Raw genomic sequence first — 16216 nt, 5'->3', positions numbered from 1 at the left:
CGCGGGGGGCAGAGTGGTAAGTTTTCTGTTATCTCACTCGAACAGCTTCTGCTCGCGGTCTATCGACTCGATTTTCGCCACGTCGGCGGCGTCGAGTTCGAGGTCGAGCGCGGCGAGGTTCTCCCGGAGGTGGTCGTCGCTCGCCGACCGCGGAATCGGGACGACGTTGTCCTTCCCCGCGAGCCACGCCAGACTCACCTGCGCGGGCGTCGCGCCGTGCTTCTCGGCGATTTCCCGAACCTCGGGCACGTCGAACACCTCGCCCTGCGCGAGCGGCGAGTACGCCACCAGCGCGTAGCCGTGGCGCTGCGCGTCGGCGAGCAGGGCGTCCTGCTGGTAGAGCGGGTGCATCTCGACCTGATTCGCCGCGAGCGGCGCGTCCAGAATCTCGCGGGCCGCGGCCACCTGCTCGGCGTCGAAGTTGCTGACGCCCACCGCGCGGACCCGGCCCTCCTCGCGGAGGCGGTCGAACGCGGGCAGGGTCGCCTCGGGGTCGTAGGTGTCGATGGGTCGGTGGACGTAGAGTAGGTCGACGTAGCCGACGCCGAGTTCGGAGAGGCTCTCGCGCGTGCTGGCCAACACGTCGTCGGGCGCGAGGCTGTCGGCCCACACCTTCGTCGCCAGCGAGAGGTCCGCCCGCTCGACAGACGCGCGCTCGACGCCCCGGCCCACGACGGCCTCGTTCTCGTATATCTGTGCGGTGTCGAGGTGGCGATACCCCGTCTCTATCGCCGCCGCGATGCGGTCGGCGTCGTCGATGCCCATCGTCCCGAGTCCGAGCCTCGGCGTCACTGCCAGCGGGTCGTCGCTCATACCGTCCCGTTTGCGTCGGGACAGTTAGTCTATCCGAACGTCGGCCGGTCGGACGACCGCCTCCTCGGGGGCGTCGTTCGACCCGACTGCGAAGTCGCCCGTCGCGTCGTCGTCGGGGAACAGCACCGCCGCGCCCGCGAACAGGGGCGCGACCACGCCCGCGACGACCGTGCCGGGGTTCGAGAGCGGCGCCCGGACCGCCACCTCGTCGCCGGGTTCGAGACCCCACTCGTCGGCCACCTCGCGCGCGGCGGCCAGCAGGTCGGCGTGCGAGAACTCGCGGACGGGGCGGTCGTCCGCCCCGTCACGCCCCTCGTCCGCGACGAGCGCGACCGACTCGGGGTCGACCGGCGTCTCGGGGAACGCGGGGTTCTCGCTCCACACGTCGCGCTCGAAGTGGGCGATAGCCGGGTCGTCGGGCGGGCCGCCGTAGCCCACGCGCTGGCATCCCGGCGGGACCTCGTAGCCGGCGATTTCGTCGCGGGGCGCGACGACGACGCGAGCGTCGAAGTCGGCGGCTTCTCCGCCGCGAGCGTCGGGCGGGCCGAACCGCGTCCTCGCGCCCAACAGGGCCGCGCCGAGGAACGAGAAGACGGCCTCCGGTTCGGGGTCGTCGGCGACCGCGACGCCGGCCTCGGCGTGAACTCCCCGCCGCCGCCAGAAGTTGCCGGTCTTCCACGCGGTGGTGCAGAACCGGTGGTAGTCGTAGGTCCGGTTCTCGCGCGGCGCGACGAGGGCCGCGTCGCCGCTTCGGCGTTCGCGAGCCACGAGGTCGCCCAGTCGGTCCATGGGCGACGGTTCGGCGAGCGACGGAAAAGTTGCGTCGGTTCGGTGGCCCGAAGATGGTATGGCCACTTCTGAAGTGTGTATTTCTGTCCGAGAGACAGATTTTTATTTCTCCAACGATTCGGAGGTCGATTTCGGCGCACGGTCGAACGGCGTAGTTCGTCCGCGGTGGTCGGTGGGCCGGGCAGTTCACGGGGCGTCCTCACCCGAACTATTATGTCAATTGTGCCAGAAATACGGTTTAGATGTCAGATACGGAGAAACCCGCGGCGGTCGCGCGTCACGCGCTCGGCCGCCTCGTGGCGTACGCTCGGGAGTTCGGCCTGATAGCCGCCTACGCAGTCGTCACCGTCGCCATCTGTGCGCCGACCGTCATCGGGACCGGAGCGGCGATTTACTGGCTGAGCGTCGAACTCGGATTGGAAGGTACCGTGAGGACGGTCTACTTCGGCGTCGGCGTGGTGGTCATCATGTTCGTGTTCGCCATGCTCCACCGGTTCGTCGAGCGACTCGGCCGCGAACTGCTCGGTCCCACCCGGGAACCGTGGTATCAGGTCTGAGGAGTCTCGAAAACGACGACCGAGGGGAGGCGGCCGGGCGTCTACTCCGCCGGGACTTCCTCGAACTCGATTTCGGTGTCGTCGGACCCGCCCGACAGTAGCGTGCCGAGGGCCACCGAACCGCCGGTCAGCAGGCCGACCTTCGTGCCGTCACCGCCGACCGCACGGACGGCGAGGGTTGCGACGACGAACGCGACGATACCGCTCAGGAGGCTCTTTTTGAGTCCCATGTTCCACGCTACGGTATGTCGGTTAAAATAGGCACCTATCGTTTCCGGTCGGCGGAAAGAACCTGTCGAAGCGCTCGAAATACGTCTAGAGAAAGGGTCCGCGTTACTGCGGACTCGGACTGCCGGTGCCCGAGCGGCCGACCTGCCGTTCGAGCGCCGACCCGGTGATGTTCTTCAGGCGGTCCACGAGGCTGTCCTTCTCGGCCTCGCCTTCGAGAGCGACCTCCAGCACTTCGCTGATGTGGGAGACGGGGATGATTTCGATCTGCTCCTCGTACTCCTCTTCGATCATCACGTCGTCCTCGTTGGCGGCCGGGATGATGACGCGGTCGAGACCCGCCTTCGCGGCGGCCTCGATTTTGTGCGTCACGCCGCCGACCGGCAGCACGTCGCCCCGGACCGACAGCGACCCGGTCATCGCGAGGTCCTGTGCGACCGGGATGTCTTCGAGCGCCGAGATGACGGCCGTGGCGACCGTGATGGACGCCGAGTCGCCGTCGACGCCCTGTTGGCCGGCCTGCACGAACTGGATGTGAACGTCGCGCTCGGTGATGTCCTCGTCGCTGAACTTCTTGATGATGGCCGAGACGTTCTGGACCGCTTCCATGGCCATCTCCTTGAGTTGACCGGTGGCGATGACTTCGCCCGGTCCCTGCGAGGGCGTCACTTCCGCCATCACGGGCAGGACGATACCGCTGTCCTCGCCCATGACCGCGAGACCGTTGACGCGGCCGACGACCTCGCCCTGGTTGACGGTGAGTTCGTAGTCCTTGCGGCGCTCGATGTAGTCGTCGGCGACCTGCTGCTCGATGGAGCGCGAGCGGCGCTTGGCCTGCAGCACGTCCTCGCGCTCGGTCTGGTCCTTGTTCGCGGCGCGAGCGATGTCGCCCGCGACCCGGACGAGACCGCCGAGGTCCCGAAGCTTGAGCGTGAGGTGGTCCTTACGGCCCGACCGGCGCTGGGCTTCGAGGATGACCTCCTCGACCGCATCCTCGTCGAAGTGAGGCAGGCGGCCGTCCTTCTCGACCTCTTGGGCGATGAACCGAGTGTACTTCCGGCGCATCTCGGGGGTGTCGTCGATGGTGTCGTCCATGTACACCTCGTACCCGTACCCCTTGATGCGCGACCGGAGCGCGGGGTGCATGTTCTCCATCGCGTCCATGTTCCCCGCGGCGATCATGATGAAGTCGCAGGGGACGGGTTCGGTCTGGACCATCGCGCCCGAGGAGCGCTCGGACTGGCCCGTGATGGAGAACTCGCCCTCCTGAATCGCGGTCATCAGCTTCTGCTGGGACCGGATGTCGAGGGTGTTTATCTCGTCGACGAACAGCACGCCCTTGCTGGCCTTGTGGATGGCCCCCGGTTCGACGCGGTCGTGGCTCGGGGTCTCCATGCCGCCGGACTGGAAGGGGTCGTGGCGCACGTCGCCCAGCAGCGCACCGGCGTGGGCGCCGGTCGCGTCCTCGAACGGCGCGGTGGTCTGGTCGGCGTGGTTGACCAGCAGGTTCGGAATCATCGCGTCGTTGCCGCGCGACCCGTAGCGGAACGCGAGGTAGATGACGCCGGCCGCGAGGATGCCCAGCAGCGGTCGGGTCGCGATGAGAAGCGCGTAGCCGACCACGATGGCGATGATGACCCACATCAGGAACGACCGCATCTGGTTTCGCTTGCGGGCCTCCTCCTTGTGGGCCTCGATTATCTGCTCGCCTTTGCCCGCCGGGACGGTCCGAACCTTGGGTTCGTTGCCGTCGTCGGGGTTGTGGTAGACGAGTACGTCCTGTAGGTCCTCCTTCGGCAGGAGTTCGCTCATCGCCTTCGCCAGCATCGACTTGCCCGTTCCGGGCGTGCCGATCATCATCACGTGACGGCGCTGCTTGGCCGCCTTTTGCACCACGTCGCGGGCGTGGTCCTGACCGATTACCTGATCCACCAGTCGGTCGGGAATGTCTATCTCTTCGGTGGTCTCGATGTCAAGTCCGCCCAGAAGGTCGGCCTCGACAGCCTCGTCGTCCGAGATGTCGGGTTCGACGTCGCTGCCGAGGTCTTCGAACGCCGAGCCCCCCTGCTCGGACGTTTGCTCCTCCGGCGGAGCCTCGTTATCGGTGTCCTTACTCATAGAACTGTCCTGTACGTGCTAAATGCAGGGCTGGAGAATTGATATACTTTCTCCCTCGATTCGCCCGAGGCGGTTACGTCCAACTCACCGCGATAGAGGCTGAAAACGGGCTTTCGTCCGAACGCGACGACTCGCCACGCTTATAAAACCTCCCCGTGGAACGCTACTGTATGACTCGCGGGTTCTACATCGGCCGGTTCCAACCCTATCACAACGGCCACCACAACGTGGTCCAGAGCATCGCCGAGGAGGTAGACGAGTTAGTCCTCGGCATCGGGAGCGCGGGCGACTCCCACAGCCAACACGACCCGTTCACGGCGGGCGAGCGCATCATGATGATAACCAAGTCGCTGGTCGACTCTGACCTCGTGACCTACGCGGTCCCCATCGAGGACTTGGACCGCAACTCGGTGTGGGTCAGCCACGTCCAGAGCATGAGTCCGGACTTCGACGTTGCCTACTCGAACAACCCGCTGGTCATCCAACTCTTCGAGGAGGCGGGCGTCGAGGTGCGCCAGTCGCCGATGTACAACCGCGACGTGCTGGAGGGCACGGAAGTCCGCGACCGAATGATAGAAGGCGACGACTGGGAGAAGTTGGTGCCGGACGCCGTGGTCGAGGTCGTAGAGGAAACCGGCGGTCTAGAGCGGATTCAGCGAGTGAGCGACTCGGACAGCAACGGGGAGTAAGCGAGCGATACGCGTTTCGACGGGCACGCCGATTATGCGTGTTCGTCCGATAGACGCTACATGGACTACGGCGACCTCCGCATCGATTACGAGTCGCACTCGAACGTCCGAGAACTGCTCGACTGTCTCGTCTTCGCGCTCGAAGGCATCAGCCTGGAGTTCGAGAAGTGGGACACGCGACACGTGAAAGGCCCCGGTCTCTACGTCGCCGTCGTGACCGGGCCGACGGTGGCCGAGTTCGCCGACCCGATGGGGAACAACCAGTGGCCGGTGGGCCGGTGTCGGACCGTCTGCGATGGACTGGACGACTTCTACGAAACCGCACGCGACGTCGCCCGAACCCGGGACGGAGCCGTCGTCGTCAGCGTCGACGACGTGATTCAGCGCCAGATGGTTCGGTTCCGGGACCTGAAATCGGACCATTCCGGCCCGCGGAACGCGGAAATCGCTGACTACGAGGACTGGATGGGCGCTCGTCACATGAGCGCGCTCGACACGTCGGCGCGCCCGAACGTCGTCTCGACGCTGACGCTGAGCGAGGAGACCGGGCGCGTGACGGTCTTCCAGCGGGGGACGTTCGAGACGTACACCCGGGCGGAACTCGGCGGCGACTGGAACGCCAGGACCGGTCAGTGAGCCTCTTCTACTTGCGCTTCTCGACAACCGGTGTTCCAATCGCTTTTACTGAACCGGCACTGAACTGCCAGACATGATAACGCTCGCATCGGACTTCGGGACGCCCTACCCGGCGGCGATGAAGGGCGTGATGTTACAGCGAACCGACGCGCGACTGGTAGACGTCGCCCACGACTTCCCCCGGCAAGACGTGCGGACAGCGGCGTTCTGGCTTCGGGAGGTTCTACCCTACTTCCCGCCCGCGGTCCACCTCGTCGTCGTGGACCCCGGCGTCGGCACCGATAGGGCGGCGCTCGCGGTACGGGCGGGCGACCACGCGCTCGTCGGTCCGGACAACGGCGTCCTGCTCCCGGCGGCCCGCGAGTTGACCGCGCGTGAGGGCGACGAAATCGAGGTCTTCGAGGTCGAGTACGCGGACAGCGAGGCGCATCCCGCCTCGGAAACGCGAGCGGTGGAACCGCGAGCGATAAGTTCCACGTTCCACGGCCGCGACGTGTTCGCGCCCGCCGCCGCCGAGATTCACGAGGCGGGCGTCGAGGACTTCCACGAGCGCGACGACGTAGTGGCCGTCGGCGAGTACGAGGACCTCCGCTTCCCGGACCCGACGCTCGACGGCGACGTGGCGGTCGGCGAAGTCCTCGTCGTGGACGGGTTCGGCAACGCCGTCACCAACCTCCCCGGCGAACTGCTCGACGGTCGGGAGTCGGTCGCGGTGAACGGCGAGTCGGTACCCGTCGTGCGGGCCTACGCGGAACTGCCCGCGGGCGACCGCCTCGTCACGGTCGGAAGCCACGGCAACGTCGAGTTGGCGGTCAACCGCGGCCGCGGCGACGACGCGTTCGGGGTCACGGTCGGCGACGAAATCAGAGTCGAGTGAGTCGTCAGCCGCCGGGCCTCCGCCGAGCTACACCCACCGCTCCACGCTCTCGATGCCGTCTTCGATCTTCTCGCGCTCGAAGTAGAGCAGTTCGACCCCGACCACCGCGACTGCGATGGCGACGACCGAGAAGAAGACGCTGCGCTGGTCGGCGTAGAGGTGCCAGAGCATCAGCGGCAGAAACAGCGCCGTCCCGACGACGCCGACCGCCGGGACCGCCGCCCGGACCTCCTCGCGGTCGCGCTGAGCGAACGCGAGGTAGCTCATCGCGCCGAAGACGACGATGAACGACAGCGACGCGAACGACGTGATTCCCCGGAGACTCCCGTAGGTCGTGAACGCCGCGGTCAGCGCGCCGAGAACCAGCAGCGTCCGCGCGGGCGCACCGTCGGCGTCCGCGCGCCCGACTTCGCTCGGCAGGAGGTCGTCCTGAAGCATGCCCTTGGCGAACCGGGCGCTGCTGAACAGGGTCGCGTTGATGGCGCTCCCGGTCGAGAACAGCGCCGCGACCGCGATGAGGGTGAACCCGACCGACCCCATGAACGGCCGCGCCGCGACGGCGAGAGCGGTCTCGGGGTGGTTCTGCACCACCGACGACTTCGCGAGGCTCGTCGTCACGACCGCCACCACGACGTAGACGAACGTCGCTATCGGAATCGAGACGTATATTGCCTTCGGGAGAATGGTCTCGACGTCCTCGATGTCGTCCTGGTCGTAGGTCAGCAGTTGCCACCCCTGAAACGCCACGAACGAGACGGCCGCGGCCATGACGGGACCGACCGTCAGCCCGAGTTGCGAGCGACCGAACTCCAGTTTCCCGTGAGTGGAGCCGTAGTACAGCCCCCAGAGACCGAACAGCAGTAGGACTCCGACCTTCAGCCCGACCATGACGTTCTCCGACGTGCCGGTCGCCTGCGCACCGAGGAAGTTCAGGCCGACGAACCCCGCCACCGCGACCACCGAAACGACCGGCCGCAGGGGGAGTCCGGCGACGTGGTGGACGCCGACCAGTCTCTCGAAGAAGCTCCCGAACGCGAACGCGTACATCGCCATCGAGCCGACGTAGCCGACCAGAAGCGTCCAGCCGGCCATCCCCGCGAACGTCGGGTTCCCGAGGAACTCCTCGATGTACGTGACCGACCCGCCGCTCGAGTCGCTCAGGCGGTTGAGTTGCACGTAGGAGTAGCCCGCGCACGTCGCCACGACGCCCGCGACGACGAACGCCGCCCACGAGAGCGACCCCGACATCTTCGCAACGACGCCGAGAACCGCGAAGATACCGCCGCCGATCATGCCTCCGAGCGCGATCGACACGGCCTCCGTCAGACCGAGTTTCTCGGTCATGCGCTGCGAACGTTGGCGCCGGTCACGTATCAGCCTTCGACGACTACTTGTGCATTGTGGCCGAGTGCGATTCAGAGTTCGGTCTCCACGACGTGGCCCCACCGGTCCATCCCCTCGGACTCGTAGAAGGCGAGCGCGTCGTCGTTACCGTCTCGAACCGCCAGCGCGACGTACTCGCAGTCTCGGTCGTCGGCCCACGACTCGACGAACCCGAGAAGGTCCGCGCCGTAGCTCTCGCCGCGATGGGCCTCGTCCACCACGAAGTCGTGAATCCACGCGTGGCGGGCGTGATGGAGGACGCGCTGGACGGAGATTCCGGCGACGGCGACCAGCGACCCGTCGGCGACGAGACCGAAGAGTCGGTAGTCGTCCTCGTCGGCCCACGACCGGACGAACGCCTCGTCGGCGTCGGTCCACAGTTGTCGCAGAATCGGAAGCGCGGCGGTCCACTCCGCCTCGGTGGTCAGTTCCTCGACGCGCCGCTCGACCATGCGTGGAGCGTCACAGCGCAGTCGGAAGGGGCTTTCGCCGGGGTCGGCGCGTTCGCCCGTCGCGTCTCAGGCGCGCTCGCCCGCCTCGTCGTCGTACCGGGACGCGACGCTGACCAGTCCGAACAGGAGCGCTAGCACGCTCGCGGTCACGACCACGCCGAACGCGGCCATCGAGACCGGCGTCATCTGGAACGAGACCACGCCGAGCAGGTCCATTGCCACGGCCCGCTCCTGTCCCGACGCGCCGACGACGGCGCCGATACCGCCCGCCACGAGGACGATGACGACGGACACCGCGGCGAAGATGGGTCGGCTCGAAATCGTCGAGTCGGTGTTCACGCTCGGCGGTTGGGGCCGACTTCGATTATGCGTATCGGTACCGACTCGGCGGAGGCAGCGCGGAACGACGAACGACAGACGCGATTTCGAGATTTACGGTCGGCGTGGTCGGTCAGCGGTACTGGTTCAGGCGCTCTTTCAAGTCCTTCGCCGCGTCTCCGGCCGCGTCGGCGTAAGATTGGTCCGAATCCTCGCCGGCGAAGATGATGCCGCGGGTGGAGTTGACCAGACCCGCGCCGTTGGTCGCGGTGGCGTAGGTCGCGGCCGCTTCGGCGTCGCCCCCCTGCGCGCCGACGCCGGGAACGAGGAAGGGCAGGTCGGGGACGCGCTCGCGGACCGTCCGGAGTTCGTCGGGCGTGGTCGCGCCCACGACGAGACCGACGTTCCGGTTGCCGTCCGCGCTCCACTCGCTGGCGAGGTCGGCGACCCGCTCGTAGACGAGGTCACCGTCGGCGAGTTCGAGTTCCTGCACGTCCGCGCCGCCGGGGTTCGAGGTCCGACAGAGCAGGAAGCATCCGGCCGTCTCGCGGTCGAGGAACGGCGCGAGCGAGTCCCGGCCGAGGAAGGGGTTGAGCGTGATGGCGTCCACCGAATTCAGCACCTCGGCGTACTGTCGGGAGGTGTTGCCGATGTCGGCGCGCTTGGCGTCGAGCAGGACCGGAACGCCCTTTTCGCGGGCGTACTCGACGGTCTTCTCCAGCGCTCGCCAGCCGTCGGAGTCCTCGTAGAACGCGGCGTTGGGCTTGAACACGGCGGCGTGTTCGTGGGTCGCGTCGACGATGCGGCGATTGAACTCCCAGCGCGGCAGGTCGGCGTCCCTGACCGCGGCGGGCAGGCGCTCCTCGTCGGGGTCGAGTCCGACGGAGACGATGCTGTCGATTTCCGCGATGCGGTCGGCGAGTCGGTCGAAGAACGCGGTCATTGACTGGGCGTCTGTTTCCGGGGCGGCGATACAAAGGTTGCTACTCGGCGGGCGGGCCGGGACGACCGCAGACCCCGGCGGTGACTAGCGTCACTCCGGCTATCAGCCTTTTCCGCTTCTGGACCGAAACCGGGGTAATGGTCCCGACTCGTTCCCCGAAGCTTCCGCGAGGTGACGCGAAGCGCCGGATGCCGGTACCACCGACTGTCCGGTGTGGACCGGTGTTTCCGAGCGCCGAACCGAAGGCGTCCGACTCTCCGGTGGAGACCGAGCGATGAGCAAACTCGTCGTCCTGGTCGGCGAACTCATGCTGGTGTTGGGTATCGCCGCGGTCGTCCGTGCTCTGGCGAGGCGCGTCCGCATCCCGTTTACGGTCGTCCTCGTGCTCGTCGGGTTCGCCATCTCGGTCTCCCGGTTCCACCTCAGCCTCGGACTCTCGCCGGACCTCATCATGAAGGTGTTGCTCCCGACCATCATCTTTCAGGGCGCCGAAGAGACCAAGCCGGGACACTTCGGCGACGTGCTCCCCGAGGCGATTCTGATGGTGGTCGTCGGACTCCCGTTCGCCGTGCTACTCCTCGGGTTGCTGGGAAGCTACGCGTTCGGCGTACCCGTCGTCATCGCGCTCCTGTACGCCGTCATCGTCTACCCCATCGACCCGGTCGCCGTGCTGGCTATCTTCCGGGACACGGACGCTCCGGCGCGACTCGGCGTCCTCGCCGAGACCGAGAGTCACCTGAGCGAGGGGTTCGCCATCGTGACGTTCTCGACGCTGCTCGCGCTGGTCTGGGAACAGGTACAGACCGGGCGCTCGATAGAGGGACTCGTCACCGTCTCGGAACTCGTCAACCTCGCCGTCGAGATTACGTGGGTGAGCCTCGGCGGTCTCGTCGTCGGTGCCGTAACGGGCGGTCTCGTCCTACTCGTCCTGCAGTACACGGTCGAGGAGATGTCCCAGTTGCTGTTCCTGATTATCCTCCCGTACGGCAGTTATCTCCTCGCCGAGGAGGTACTCCACCTGAGCGGGGTCCTCGCGGTCGTCTCGGCGGGACTGTTGATCGGCACCTACGGGAAGGCGAACGTGATTCGCCCGGAGAGCGTGGAGTTCATCGAGGAAATCTGGCGGACAGCGGCGTTCCTCGCTACCACCGTCCTCTTCGTGCTGGTCGGCATCCGCGTGCCGGTAAACCACTTGCTCAACTTCACGCCGCTCATCCTCGTCGCTACGCTGCTGGTGTTCTTCGTCCGGGCCGTGTCCGTGTACCCGGTTATCAAACTGGTGAACCGGACGAGTACGGGGAAGATTCCGCTGGACTACCAGCACGTCCTCGTCTGGGGCGGGATGCACACGGTCATCCCGATAGCGCTCTTCCTGACCGTCCCAGACGCGCTCCCGTACCACGACAAACTCGGTGCGATGGTGTTCGGAGTGGCGGTCCTGAGTATCGTCGTGCAGGGGCTCCTGATGCCCTACGTCCTCCGGACCACCGAAACGATGGGACCGATGGAAAGTGCCGTCGACTCGGACTGAACGGCCCGGCAAACGACGTCGCGGTCCTACCGCTCGCTGACGAGCGAAATCTTGCCGACGTGGTCGCCCGCCTCGGCGTAGCGGTGGGCGTCGGCGACGCCCGCCGCGGTCAACTCGAACCGCTCGTCGTCCAGCACCGGTTCGAGACCGCCGTCTTCGACGACCTCGTTGATTCGCCGGAGGCGCTCGCCGACGCGCTCGCGGCCCTGCCCGCGGAGGACCGGCAGGATGACGAGGACCACGCCGAGCGAGAGCGCCTTCTGGTGCATCGCCGAGAGGTCCTGTCTCGAACTCGACTCGGTGGTGACGACCCGCTCGAAGGGCGCGACCGCCTCGAACGCGGTCGGGAGGTGGTCGTCGCCCACCGGGTCGAACACCACGTCGAACCCCTCGCCGCCCGCGTACTCGGCGACGTACTCCTCGGTGTCGGTCGCGGTGTAGTCGATGGTCGCGGACGCGCCGAGGTCCGCGGCGAACTCGCGCTTGCGCTCGGTCGAACCGGTGGCGTACACGTCCGCGCCGAGCCAGTCGGCCAGTTGGACGCCGACGTGGCCGACGCCGCCCGCGCCGCCGTAGACGAGCGTCGAGTCGCCCTCGCCCGCGTCGGCCTTGTCGACCAGCATCTCCCACGCCGTGAGACCCACGACCGGGAGCGCCGCGGCCTCGGCGAACGACAGCGACTCGGGGACGGGCGCGAGCAGGTCGGCGTGAGCGGGCACGTACTCGGCGTACGCCCCCTGCGCGCCGGTGACGCCCCCGACCATGCCGTACACCTCGTCGCCCGCCTCGAAGGCCGTCACGTCGTCGCCGACCGCCTCGACGACGCCCGCGGCGTCACAACCCAGAACGGCGGGGAAGTCGGGCGCGAACGGCGGCAGGTCGCCGGCGCGTATCTTGTACTCGACGGGGTTGACGCTCGACGCCTCGACCCGGACTAGCGCCTCCTCCGGGCCGGGGTCGGGCCGGTCGAACTCGCGGTCCTCGAAGACCTCCGGGTCGCCGAACTCCTCGATGGCGACCGCGTGCATGGTGTCGGTCACGGCCGAGTCATTTCGGCTTCAGGGGCGAAAGTCCGTCGGCCGATGGGGGCCGCGCCCGGTCGCCGCGTCCCGAGGGTTCAAAAAGGATTCCGACGAATCACCGACCATGAGAGCGTTCGCCCCCGGAAGCGTCACCGCCGTCTTCGCGCCCGCAGAGACCGCAGACCAGTCGAAGGGCGCGAGCGTGGCCGTGGCCGACGGCGTGGTCGCGGACGTGACGCCCGCCGAGCGACGGCACGCCGACCCGGTCGTCGCGGTCGGCGGCGAACCGACCGACTTCGAACCGGTGGAACTGGCGCTCCGCGAGTTGGACGTGCCGGCGCGCGCCGACCTCACCGCCGAGGTTCCCATCGGTCGGGGATTCGGCGCGAGCGGGGCCGCGACCCTCGCCGCGCTACTCGCCGCGAACGCCGAGTTCGGACTGGACTACTCGCGCGAGCAACTGGTAGAGGTGGCCCACCGTGCAGAGGTCGAGGCCGGGACCGGCCTCGGCGACGTGTTCGTCCAGAACCGCGGCGGACTGGTCGTCGGCGACGGCGGCGACCCCCGGAAGTACGAGCGCGAGACGCCCGTCGAGTACGCCTCGTTCGGTCCCATCGCGACCGAGGAGGCGCTGGCCGACGACGACCTGATGGCCGCCGTCGCCCGCGAGGGGTCGGCCACTCTCGACGCGCTTCCCGACGACCCCTCGCTGGCGCGCGTGACCCGCGACTCGTGGGCGTTCGCGCAGGCCGTCGACCTGCCGACCGACGAGGTCCGGGAGGCGGTCGCCGAGGTGGAGGCGGCGGGCGGAGTCGCCAGCATGGCGATGGTCGGCGAGACGGTGTTCGCGGTGGGCGTCGAGGGCGTCCTGCCGAACCGGACCGAGGTGTGTCCCGACGGCGCGAAACTGCTGTGACCGCCCGTTCTGTCACTGAGAGTCGCCGACTCGTCTGCCACCGAGACTAAGACCGTCGTGAGTGTCGTAGGGAACCCCGACAACGGGGTCGAGACCGAACCATGACACGGACAGAAATCGGCGTCGTCACGCCAGTACAGAGGCGCACAATCGGTTCAGTTTCCGCCTCCGCGAGTCCACGCGGTGGCATCGGGGCGGATTCGCGATGAGCGTGGACCTGAAACCCGTCGAGGAGCAGGTGATGGTAATCACCGGCGCGTCGTCGGGCATCGGCCTGACGACCGCGCGGATGGCCGCCGACCGGGGCGCGCGGGTCGTTCTCGCCGCTCGGAGCGAGGACGCGCTTCGGGACCTGACCGACGAGATAACGCAGTCCGGCGGAGAGGCGACCTACGTCGTCGCCGACGTGAGCGACCGCGACGACGTGCGCGAAATCGCCGAGACGGCCCGGGACGCCTACGGCGGATTCGACACGTGGGTCAACGTCGCCGGCGCCTTCCTCTACGGTAAACTGGAGGAGACGCCGGTCGAGGAGATGCGCGAGCAGTTCGACACCAACGTCTGGGGACTGCTCTACGGGTCGCTGGAGGCCGCCGACCTCCTGAAGGAGCGCGGCGGCGCGATAATCAACATCGGGAGCGTCGCCTCGGACCGCGCCATCCCGCTTCAGGGTAGCTACTCGGCGAGCAAACACGCCGTCAAGGGGTTCACCGACGCGCTTCGCATGGAACTGGAACAGGAGGGCGCGCCCGTCTCGGTGACGCTCGTCAAACCGGCGTCCATCGACACGCCGTACCCGGACCACGCGAAGAACTACATGGACGAGGAGGCGACCCTACCGCCGCCCATTTACACCCCCGAGACGGTTGCCCGGGCGATACTCCACGCCGCGGAACACCCGCAGCGGGACGTGTACGTCGGCGGCGGTGCCAAGGGCATGGCCGCGCTCGGCTACTACGCCGCCGGTCTGATGGACACCATCATGGAGAAACTGTTCGTCCCGATGCAGAAGAAGGACCGCCCGGCGCGCTCGGACGAGAACAACCTCGACGGTCCGACCGGGGACCTCGAAGAGCGCGGCGACTACGACCGACACGTCTCGGAGACCAGCGCCTACACGGAGGCCTCACAGCGGCGGAGCCTGACCGGTCTCGCGCTCGCGGGTCTGGGTGCGGTCGGACTGGCGCTGTACGGCCGCTATCGGTCGAAGCGGCGTAGCTCGGAATCCGGCGACGGCGAACACGAATCGGAAACGAGGACGGTCAGGACCGCACCGCGGACTCGCCGCTGAGAACGGAGTCGCGCGATTTCGGTCTCACTCCGCCGAGATTACGTCGTCGATGCGGGCTATCATCGTCGCAGCCTCGGTCGCCGACTCGAACGCCTCGCGCTTGACCGCGGCGGGGTCGAAGACGCCCGCCTCCACGGGGTCGCCGATTTCGCCGTGCTGACCGGTCGCGATGATACCGGCCCGGCCCTCCTCGTCGTCGTTCGCGGCCCGGAGGTCGACCAGTCCGTCGATGGGGTCCATACCGGTGTTCTCCGCGAGAGTGCGGGGCAGAACGTCCACCGCGTCGGCGAACGCCTCGACCGCGAGTTGCTTGCGGCCCTCGATGCTCGCGGCCTCCTCCCGGACGTGGTCGGCGACGACGATTTCGGTCGCGCCGGCGCCCGCGACCACGCCGCCGGAGTCGAGCGCGGCAGTTACGACGTCGAGCGCGTCCGAGAGGGCGCGCTCCAGTTCGTCCACGACGTGTTCCGTGCCGCCCCGGACGAGCATCGTGACCGCCTCCGCGGCCGCGCCGCCCTCCACGAACGCGAGATCGTCGTCGCCGAACGTCCGGACGCGGACGGCGTCGGCGCGCCCGAGGTCGGCGTCCTCGATGTCGGCGACCTTGCTCGTCCGACTCGCGCCGGTCGCCGACGCGACGGCGGCGGCCTCGTCGTCGCTCACGCTCTCGAACGCGAGGATGCCGGCGTCCGCGAGGTAGGCGGCCGGGCGGTCGTCGATGGAGTCGGTCGAGAAGACCACGTCCACGCCCGCGTCGGCGAGAGCGTCGGCGTACTCCCGCAACTCGCGGTCCTCGGCGTCCATCGCGGCGGTGAGTTGGTCGACGCTCTCGACGCTGTACTCGGCGTCGATTTCGGCCTCGCGGACGCCGAACTTCTCGTCCACGACCGCGATGGCGGCGTCCTCGACTTCGCGGGGCGCGTTGTCGTGGACCGGTTCGGCCTCGCTGATGACGCCAGCCACGAGTTCGGTGGCCGACGACGACCCGCCGGTCTGCGTGTGGACCCGAACGTCGTCGCGGACGACGCCGTCGTCGCCTTCGACGTGGCGAACCGCACGGACGACCTCCTCGGCCAGTTTCTCGGTCGTCACGTCGCCGGTCCCCTTCCCGGTCATGCTCGATTCCGCGACGTGTCGCAGGAGTTCGTCGTCCAACTCGTCGTCGCGGACGAGTCCGTCGATGGCGTCGAGCGCGATGTCGCGGGCCTCGGCGTACCCCTCCACGATGGTCGTCGGGTGGACGTCGTCGTCCAGCAGGTTCTCGGCCTTCGAGAGCAGTTCGCCCGCGAGGACCGCGGCCGTCGTCGTGCCGTCGCCCACCTCGTCCTCCTGGGCCTCGGCGACTTCGACTATCATCTGGGCCGCGGGGTGTTCGATGTCCATCGTGTTCAGGATGGTCGCCCCGTCGTTGGTGATGGTCACGTCGCCGGTGTCTGTCACCAGCATCTTGTCCATCCCACGGGGTCCGAGCGTGGTGCGTACGGACTCGCTGACCGCCTTTCCGGCGGCGATGTTCGACGACTGGGCGTCTCTGCCTTGCGTTCGTTCGGTGTCCTCCGAGAGGACGAACATCGGTCGTCCGCCCATGCGTGGCTGTCCGGATGGTGATTCGGCCATAGTGCTTCCCCGTCTAAAAGATGTTTAAACTTCTAT

General features: G+C 67.7%; 17 protein-coding genes. 7 read left to right on the top strand and 10 right to left on the bottom strand.

What is annotated here, in order from left to right; translation table 11 throughout:
- Positions 1 to 33: 33 nt before the first annotated feature.
- Together M0R89_RS11330 and M0R89_RS11325 are read right to left on the bottom strand one after the other, a co-directional pair.
- Positions 34 to 813, bottom strand: coding sequence for an aldo/keto reductase (locus tag M0R89_RS11330; protein ID WP_248649195.1), 780 nt, complete (start codon positions 811 to 813; stop codon positions 34 to 36).
- A gap of 24 nt (positions 814 to 837) precedes the next feature.
- Positions 838 to 1602, bottom strand: coding sequence for an acyl-CoA synthetase family protein (locus M0R89_RS11325; RefSeq protein ID WP_248649194.1), 765 nt, complete (start codon positions 1600 to 1602; stop codon positions 838 to 840).
- A 242-nt stretch (positions 1603 to 1844) separates the two neighbouring features.
- Between M0R89_RS11325 and M0R89_RS11320 the strand changes: the two genes are divergently transcribed.
- Positions 1845 to 2159 (top strand): hypothetical protein, encoded by a 315-nt coding sequence (locus tag M0R89_RS11320; protein WP_248649193.1) that lies wholly within the window; start codon positions 1845 to 1847, stop codon positions 2157 to 2159.
- Positions 2160 to 2200: 41 nt separating this feature from the next.
- Here M0R89_RS11320 and M0R89_RS11315 read toward each other — a convergent pair whose 3' ends face one another.
- Positions 2201 to 2389, bottom strand: a complete 189-nt coding sequence (locus tag M0R89_RS11315) for a hypothetical protein (protein ID WP_248649192.1) — start codon at positions 2387 to 2389, stop codon at positions 2201 to 2203.
- A 103-nt stretch (positions 2390 to 2492) separates the two neighbouring features.
- Complete coding sequence (lonB, locus tag M0R89_RS11310; RefSeq protein ID WP_248649191.1) at positions 2493 to 4505, bottom strand: ATP-dependent protease LonB; 2013 nt, start codon at positions 4503 to 4505, stop codon at positions 2493 to 2495.
- A gap of 170 nt (positions 4506 to 4675) precedes the next feature.
- Between lonB and M0R89_RS11305 the strand changes: the two genes are divergently transcribed.
- From M0R89_RS11305 to M0R89_RS11295, 3 genes are all read left to right on the top strand, one after another.
- Positions 4676 to 5194, top strand: a complete 519-nt coding sequence (locus M0R89_RS11305; RefSeq protein ID WP_248649190.1) for a nicotinamide-nucleotide adenylyltransferase — start codon at positions 4676 to 4678, stop codon at positions 5192 to 5194.
- Positions 5195 to 5254: 60 nt separating this feature from the next.
- Positions 5255 to 5830, top strand: coding sequence for a diadenylate cyclase (locus tag M0R89_RS11300; protein ID WP_248649189.1), 576 nt, complete (start codon positions 5255 to 5257; stop codon positions 5828 to 5830).
- Between the two features lie 73 nt (positions 5831 to 5903).
- A complete protein-coding gene (locus M0R89_RS11295) occupies positions 5904 to 6707 on the top strand; it encodes an SAM hydrolase/SAM-dependent halogenase family protein (RefSeq protein WP_248649188.1) in 804 nt (267 codons plus the stop codon).
- Positions 6708 to 6734: 27 nt separating this feature from the next.
- Here the strand turns inward: M0R89_RS11295 and M0R89_RS11290 are convergent, their stop codons facing one another.
- The 4 genes from M0R89_RS11290 to pyrF form a co-directional block, all read right to left on the bottom strand.
- Positions 6735 to 8051: an APC family permease gene (locus M0R89_RS11290; RefSeq protein WP_248649187.1), complete on the bottom strand. Its 1317-nt coding sequence runs from the start codon at positions 8049 to 8051 to the stop codon at positions 6735 to 6737.
- Positions 8052 to 8122: 71 nt separating this feature from the next.
- Positions 8123 to 8542, bottom strand: coding sequence for a GNAT family N-acetyltransferase (locus M0R89_RS11285; protein WP_248649186.1), 420 nt, complete (start codon positions 8540 to 8542; stop codon positions 8123 to 8125).
- 66 nt (positions 8543 to 8608) lie between these two features.
- A complete protein-coding gene (locus M0R89_RS11280) occupies positions 8609 to 8881 on the bottom strand; it encodes a DUF7520 family protein (RefSeq protein ID WP_248649185.1) in 273 nt (90 codons plus the stop codon).
- 112 nt (positions 8882 to 8993) lie between these two features.
- Positions 8994 to 9803, bottom strand: coding sequence for an orotidine-5'-phosphate decarboxylase (gene pyrF, locus M0R89_RS11275; RefSeq protein ID WP_248649184.1), 810 nt, complete (start codon positions 9801 to 9803; stop codon positions 8994 to 8996).
- 274 nt (positions 9804 to 10077) lie between these two features.
- On the opposite strand from pyrF, the gene M0R89_RS11270 reads away from it, so the two are divergent.
- Positions 10078 to 11334, top strand: coding sequence for a cation:proton antiporter (locus M0R89_RS11270; RefSeq protein WP_248649183.1), 1257 nt, complete (start codon positions 10078 to 10080; stop codon positions 11332 to 11334).
- Between the two features lie 26 nt (positions 11335 to 11360).
- On the opposite strand, the gene M0R89_RS11265 is transcribed toward M0R89_RS11270, so the two are convergent.
- On the bottom strand, positions 11361 to 12374 hold the full coding sequence (locus tag M0R89_RS11265) for a zinc-binding dehydrogenase (protein WP_248649182.1): 1014 nt from the start codon (positions 12372 to 12374) through the stop codon (positions 11361 to 11363).
- Positions 12375 to 12480: 106 nt separating this feature from the next.
- Between M0R89_RS11265 and M0R89_RS11260 the strand changes: the two genes are divergently transcribed.
- Both M0R89_RS11260 and M0R89_RS11255 read left to right on the top strand, forming a co-directional pair.
- Positions 12481 to 13272 (top strand): GHMP family kinase ATP-binding protein, encoded by a 792-nt coding sequence (locus tag M0R89_RS11260; RefSeq protein WP_248649181.1) that lies wholly within the window; start codon positions 12481 to 12483, stop codon positions 13270 to 13272.
- Positions 13273 to 13477: 205 nt separating this feature from the next.
- Positions 13478 to 14563 carry an SDR family oxidoreductase gene (locus tag M0R89_RS11255; RefSeq protein WP_248649180.1) on the top strand — a complete coding sequence of 362 codons (1086 nt, stop codon included), beginning with the start codon at positions 13478 to 13480 and terminating at the stop codon, positions 14561 to 14563.
- A 24-nt stretch (positions 14564 to 14587) separates the two neighbouring features.
- Here the strand turns inward: M0R89_RS11255 and thsA are convergent, their stop codons facing one another.
- A complete protein-coding gene (thsA, locus tag M0R89_RS11250) occupies positions 14588 to 16150 on the bottom strand; it encodes a thermosome subunit alpha (protein ID WP_248652264.1) in 1563 nt (520 codons plus the stop codon).
- Positions 16151 to 16216 lie beyond the last annotated feature (66 nt).

It is taken from the genome of Halorussus limi, from assembly GCF_023238205.1.
Classification (GTDB): Archaea; Halobacteriota; Halobacteria; order Halobacteriales; family Haladaptataceae; genus Halorussus; species Halorussus limi.
Note: the sequence above shows the minus strand (reverse complement) of the source record. Positions and strands in the feature narration are given on the sequence as shown.